Below are 6,408 nucleotides of genomic sequence, written 5' to 3' on the forward strand. Positions count from 1 at the left end.
TGCCGGGCACGAGCGCTAGGGGCGACCGGCGTAGGGCATCGCGTCGGTCCAGCGCATCGGCACCTCGCGCACGTCCACCCCGGGCTGCGGGGCCTCGACCATCATGCCGCCGCCCGCGTAGATCGCGACGTGCCGGATCGTCGACGGGTCGGAGGTGTCGTTCGCGTAGAAGACGAGGTCGCCCGGGCGGAGCTGGGCGTACGAGATCTTCGCGACGCGCTGGTACTGCGACCGCGACGTCCGCGTGATGTCCACGCCGGCCGCGGACCAGGCGCGCGACGTCAGGCCCGAGCAGTCGTAGCCCGGCCCCGTCCCGCCGAAGACGTACGGCGAGCCGATCTTGGTCCGCGCCCACGCCACCGCCGCCTGGCCCTGCGCCGCGCTCCCGACGGCCGTGCCGGGGGGCGCGGTCGCCGGGGGCGGCTCGGGCCGGGGAGCCGGGGCGGGCTGCGGGGCGGGGGCCGGCGCAGGAGCGGGAGCCGGCGCAGGAGCGGGCTGAGGAGCAGGCGCCGGCGGCGACGCCTCGGGTCCGGGCGAGCCGGGCGGCGTGGACGGGGCCGCCGCGTGGGGCGGGGTCGTCGCGTGGGGCGGGGTCGTCGCCTCGCCGGTGCCCGACGGCGCGTGCCCCCCGGCGCCCACGCGCTCGCGTGCCCGCTCCTCGTCGGCCCGTGCCTGCTCGGCGTCCAGCGCGTCCTGACGCTGCCGCTCGACCTCGACGCTCGTCGCGCGCGCCTGCGCCAGCTGGGCGACGAGCGTCTCCCGGCGTGCCGCCGCGTCGGCGACCGCGGCGTCGAGCTCGGACGCCGCCCGCTCGGCGTTCGCGAGCGCGCCGCGCGCCCGCTCGGAGACCTCCTCCTGGTGCACCAGGGCGGCGTCCGCGCGCGCACGGGCGGTGTCCGCGACGGCCCGGGCGGTCGCGTGCTCGTCGACCGCCCGGCTGGCGGTGCGTCCGACCACCCTCCCGGCCTGCTCGCGCTCGACCACCTCCGCCACGCCGTCGGCCTCGACCACCGCCCGCAGCGCGTCGAGGTCGTCCGCGCCCTGGCGCGAGGCACGGAACAGCGCGCCGAGCGTGGCACGCGCCTCGTCCTCGGCCGCCTCCGCCACCGCCAGGTCGTCGCGCGCGGTGCGCAGCTCCGCGTCCGCCTGCGTGAGCACGGCCTGCGCGGCGGCGTAGTCCTCCGCGGCGCTCTGCACGCCGGCCTGAGCGCTCGACCGGCGGTCGCGCAGCGCGGCGAGGTCGGCCTCGATCGCCGCGACGTCCCCGCTCGCGCGATCGACGTCCTCGTGGGCGGAGCGCACGTCCTCGTCGGGGGCCGACGCCGGGTCCGACGCCCCGGGGGGAGCGGGGTCCGACGTCGCGGCGGGCGCGAACCCGACGCCCAGGCCCAGGGCGAGAGCGAGGGCTGCCGCGCTCGTCGCGACCGTGCGACCGCGTCTCGATCCGCTCATGCCGACCCTCCCGTCGCGCGCCGTCGTCCTGCGGCACCGGTCCCGGAACCCGCGCCGCCCTGCGCGGCGCGTCGCGTTGACAGACGACGCGCCGCCCGTTGCAGTCTGCCCGGCGGTCCGCGGACGCGCGATCCGAGAACGCGGGACCTTTCTCAACATGTGGTCTCGCATCGCGAGACGGGCCTTCCGGCTCGCGTCGGGCGTGCCTACTGTCGGTCCATGACCCGTCGAATGTGTTGCTGACCCCAGCGCACGTTCGCCTGCCCCGTGGCCGGTGCCGCCGACGACGGCGGTACCCGCGACGACCGGGCACCACGTCCCCGTGCGCTGCCCCTTCCGCCGCCGGGTCGTGACTCTCCTGCGGCGCCCCGGCGCACCCGCCTCCGCCGACACCGGCATCCCGACCGGCACCGCCACCGACACCCGCAGGAGCGAGACCATGAGCACCGAGCAGTCCCCCGCCTGGTCCTTCGAGACCCGCCAGGTCCACGCCGGCCAGTCCGCCGACCCCACCACCGGGGCGCGCGCGCTGCCGATCTACCAGACCACGTCGTTCGTCTTCCCGGACGCGTCCGTCGCCGCCGACCGGTTCGCGCTCAAGGACCTCGGTCCCATCTACACGCGCATCGGCAACCCGACGCAGGAGGTCGTGGAGAACCGGATCGCCTCGCTCGAGGGCGGCGTCGGTGCCCTGCTGCTCGCGTCCGGTCAGGCCGCGACGACGTTCGCGATCCTCAACGTCGCCGAGGCGGGTGACCACGTGGTCGCCTCCCCGAGCCTGTACGGCGGCACGTACAACCTGCTCCGGTACTCGCTCGCCAAGCTCGGCGTCGAGACGACGTTCGTCACCGACCCGCACGACCCGCAGGCGTGGCGCGACGCCGTCCGTCCGAACACCAAGCTGTTCTTCGGCGAGACGATCCCCAACCCGCAGGCCGACGTCCTCGACATCGAGACGGTGGCCGCTGTCGCGCACGAGGTCGGCGTCCCGCTGGTCGTCGACAACACCGTCGCCACGCCGTACCTCCTGCGCCCGCTCGAGCACGGGGCCGACGTCGTCGTGCACTCCGCGACGAAGTACCTGGGAGGCCATGGTTCGGCGATCGGTGGCGTGATCGTCGACGGCGGCACGTTCGACTACGCGGCGGACCCCGAGCGCTTCCCGGGCTTCAACACGCCCGACCCGTCGTACGACGGCCTCGTGTTCGCGCGCGACCTCGGCGTCGACGGGATCCTCGGCGCCAACCTCGCCTACGTGCTCAAGGCGCGCGTCCAGCTCCTGCGCGACCTCGGCTCCGCGATCTCGCCGTTCAACGCGTTCCTCATCGCGCAGGGCATCGAGACCCTCTCGCTCCGCGTCGAGCGGCACGTCGCCAACGCGCAGCGGGTCGCCGGGTGGCTCGAGGCGCGAGACGACGTCCGCACGGTCCACTACGCGGGCCTGCCGTCGAGCCCGTGGCACGCGAACGCGCAGAAGTACCTGCCTCGCGGCGCCGGCGCGGTCCTCGCGTTCGAGCTGGACGGCGGTGCCGAGGCGGGCCAGGCGTTCGTCTCCGCCCTGCAGCTCCACTCGAACGTCGCGAACATCGGCGACGTCCGTTCGCTCGTCATCCACCCGGCGTCGACGACCCACAGCCAGCTCACACCCGAGGAGCAGGCGCTCTCCGGCGTGACACCCGGGCTCGTGCGCCTCGCGGTCGGGATCGAGCACGTCGACGACATCCTCGCGGACCTCGAGCTCGGCTTCACCGCCGCCAAGTCCGCGCGGGATGCGTGACCGCGGAGGGCGCACGATGACGCATCTGGACAGCCGGGGCGCCGTCGGCGCCCCGGCCGTACAGTGGCCGACGGTGAATCCCGTGACCGACGAGCTCCCCCCGACCCGACCGGCCCGCTCCGCGCCTCCGCGCAGCGCGGTCCCGTCGTCGCGCCCTCGTGCCACCACGGCGGTCCCGGCCAGCAGCGCGTGGCGCGAGGGGGACGACGTCGGGCGTCGCCTCTTCGCGGACGTCGGCACCTTCGACCTCGAGTCCGGCGCGCGCCTGCCCGACGTGCGCGTCGCGTACGAGACGTGGGGCACGCTCGCACCGGACGGCTCCAACGCGGTGCTCGTCCTGCACGCCCTCACGGGCGACTCGCACGTGAGCGGCCCCGCCGGTGCCGGCCATCGCACCGCGGGCTGGTGGGAGGACCTCGTCGGGCCGGGCGCGCCCATCGACACGGACCGGTGGTTCGTCGTCGCGCCGAACGTGCTCGGCGGGTGCCAGGGCACCACGGGACCGGCGTCGACCGCGCCCGACGGCGCGCCCTGGGGCGGTCGGTTCCCGCGCGTGACGACGCGCGACCAGGTCGCCGTCGAGATCGAGCTCGCACGCACGCTCGGCATCACGTCGTGGGCGCTCGTCGTCGGGGCCTCCATGGGGGGTCACCGCGTGCTCGAGTGGGCGATCCTCGGCCCGGAGGCCGGGATCGGTGTCGAGTCGCTCGCAGCGATCGCGACGGGCGCGCAGACCACCGGCGACCAGATCGCCTGGGCGCACCCGCAGATCGGCGCGATCCGCGCCGACCCGCGGTTCCGCGACGGCGACTACTACGACGCCGCCGACGGCGACGGGCCGCACGTCGGTCTCGGGATCGCCCGTCAGATCGCGCACGCGACGTACCGCTCGGCCCTCGAGATCGACACCCGGTTCGGCAGGATCCCGCAGGGCGGCGAGGACCCGTTCACCGACGGTCGCTACGCCGTGCAGTCCTACCTCGACCACCACGGCGACAAGCTCGCGCGCCGCTTCGACGCCAACTCCTACCTCGTGCTCACCCAGGCGATGCTCACGCACGACCTCGGCCGTGACCGCGGCGGGGTGGAGGGCGCGCTGGGCTCGATCACGGCGCGCGCCCTGGTCGTCGCCGTCGACTCGGACCGCCTCTTCCTGCCCGCCGACTGCGCACGGATCGCCGCGGGGATCCCGGGCGCGGAGCCGCTCCGGACCCTGCACAGCGACTTCGGCCACGACGGGTTCCTCGTCGAGCACCACCAGCTCGGGCCGCTCGTCGCGGAGTTCCTGCCCGAGCCCTCCCCCGCGCGCGACTGAGGCGAACGCTCGAGGCCGGGCCCGGCGTGGACCTGGCGTGCGTCACGCCCTGTCGAACAGGCACGATGGGCCCATGAGCATCGACGTCGACGCCGCCGCCGACCACCTCCGTTCCCAGTGGGATCGGCTCGACCGCTGGCTGCGCGGTCTCGGGGGTGAGCTGGGACGCGCGGTCGACCGCCCGAGCGTCCTCGACGGGTGGTCGATCGGCGAGCTCGTCTCCCATCTCGGCCGCGTGATGGAGGCACTGGCGCGGTGCGGGCCCGTCGCGCCGGGGACGGTGCCCCTCTCGTTCGCCGAGTACCTCGGCACGTATCCCGACCGCGCCGAGGAGATCGCGGAGGCGACGCGGACGCTCGACGCCGAGATCGCGCCGGACCGGCTCGGCGGGGTCGAGGACCGGGCCGCGCAGGCTTTCGCCCGCCTCGACGCACTGGCCGGCGAGCGCGTCGTCCAGGCGCGCCGCGGCCCCATCACGCTCCAGGACATGGTGGTCTCCCGGGTCGTCGAGCTGGTCGTCCACGCCGACGACCTGTCGCGGTCGTTCCCCGAGATCCACGACGACCCCGTGGACCCGCGCGCGCTCGACGCGGTCGCGGCCGAGCTGCTGCACGTCGTGGTCGTGCGCGGCGGCTGGAGCCTGGAGGTGCACGACCCGATGCTGTGGGTGCGGCTCGCGACGGGCCGCGAACGCTACGACGTCGACCAGCTCGCGAAGGCACTGACGCCCGTGCACACGTCCGAGGCGGTTCCGGACCTCGGCCGCATGCTGCCCCTCCTCTGACCGCGCGGGCGAGCAGACCCGTGCCCGACGCGCGCACCGCCTGGGAGCCGGACGTCCTGGGCGACGGCTACGCCCGGCGCACCCTCGAGCTGGCCGACGACGACGAGGGGCCGGTGGTCGCGACGCTCGTCCGCTACGCACCGCCTGCGCCCGAGGCGGTGCGGCCGGCCCGCGCCGTGGTCTACCTGCACGGCTGGAGCGACTACTTCTTCCAGACAGAGCTCGCCGCGCTCTGGCACGCGCAGGGTGCTGCGTTCTACGCGGTGGACCTCCGCAAGTACGGGCGGAGCCTGCGTCCGCACCAGACCCCTGGCTACGCCGACTCCCTCGACGTCTACGACGAAGACCTCGAGGCCGCGCTCGCCGTCGTCCGCGAGGAGCTCGGCGCGCACGCCGCCGTGATGCTCATGGGCCACTCGACCGGTGGGCTCGTGGCGTCGCTGTGGGCACACCGCCATCCGGGCCGGGTCCGCGGCCTGGTGCTCAACAGTCCCTGGCTCGAGCTCCAGGGGTCGTCCGTGGCCCGTACCGTCTCAGGGCCGGCGATCCGTCAGCTCGCGCGCTTCCAGCCTCGCGCTCCGCTGCCGAACGTCGACCCTGGCTACTACGCGCGCACACTCCGTGACCGGGAGGACGGGGCGTGGACGATCGACGACGCGTGGCGCCCGGTCCCTTCGTTCCCCGTGAGAGCGGGCTGGCTCCGCGCCGTCATCGCCGGCCACGCGCAGGTGGCGGCCGGGTTGTCGATCGACTGCCCGGTCCTCGTGCTGCTGGCCGAGCGCTCGTTGTTCAGCACACGCTGGACGGAGAACATGCGCAGCGCGGACATCGTGCTCGACGTCGAGCCGCTCGCCCGGCGGGCGTCGAACCTGGGGCGCGTGGTCACGGTGGTGCGCATCCCCGGCGGGATCCACGACCTCGCCCTCTCCGCGCCGGGTCCACGTGCCGTGTACTTCGCGGAGATCGTGCGATGGGTCGCGGCCTACGGCTGGTCGTGACGGTGCCGAACCCGGGGTTGTGAGGCGTTCGGGGCGTGTTGGGCCGCGCAAGCCGGGGTTCGGCGTGCGGCGCGGGGACGCA

Annotated in this window: 5 protein-coding genes; 4 read left to right on the top strand and 1 reads right to left on the bottom strand. The window is 75.1% G+C overall.

Annotated elements, in window-relative coordinates; all coding sequences use genetic code 11:
• Positions 1-15 precede the first annotated feature (15 nt).
• Complete coding sequence (locus V5D56_RS20275) at positions 16-1,452, bottom strand: NlpC/P60 family protein (RefSeq protein ID WP_435737062.1); 1,437 nt, start codon at positions 1,450-1,452, stop codon at positions 16-18.
• Between the two features lie 439 nt (positions 1,453-1,891).
• On the opposite strand from V5D56_RS20275, the gene V5D56_RS20280 reads away from it, so the two are divergent.
• The 4 genes from V5D56_RS20280 (at position 1,892) to V5D56_RS20295 (ending at position 6,326) form a co-directional block, all read left to right on the top strand.
• Positions 1,892-3,229, top strand: a complete 1,338-nt coding sequence (locus V5D56_RS20280) for a bifunctional o-acetylhomoserine/o-acetylserine sulfhydrylase (RefSeq protein WP_435737063.1) — start codon at positions 1,892-1,894, stop codon at positions 3,227-3,229.
• Positions 3,230-3,311: 82 nt separating this feature from the next.
• Complete coding sequence (metX, locus tag V5D56_RS20285; protein ID WP_435737064.1) at positions 3,312-4,544, top strand: homoserine O-acetyltransferase MetX; 1,233 nt, start codon at positions 3,312-3,314, stop codon at positions 4,542-4,544.
• A gap of 73 nt (positions 4,545-4,617) precedes the next feature.
• Positions 4,618-5,328 (top strand): maleylpyruvate isomerase N-terminal domain-containing protein, encoded by a 711-nt coding sequence (locus V5D56_RS20290; protein WP_435737065.1) that lies wholly within the window; start codon positions 4,618-4,620, stop codon positions 5,326-5,328.
• A 20-nt stretch (positions 5,329-5,348) separates the two neighbouring features.
• On the top strand, positions 5,349-6,326 hold the full coding sequence (locus V5D56_RS20295) for an alpha/beta hydrolase (RefSeq protein ID WP_435737066.1): 978 nt from the start codon (positions 5,349-5,351) through the stop codon (positions 6,324-6,326).
• Positions 6,327-6,408 lie beyond the last annotated feature (82 nt).

The sequence above is a fragment of the Cellulosimicrobium sp. PMB13 genome, assembly GCF_051294865.1.
GTDB lineage: Bacteria > Actinomycetota > Actinomycetes > Actinomycetales > Cellulomonadaceae > Cellulosimicrobium.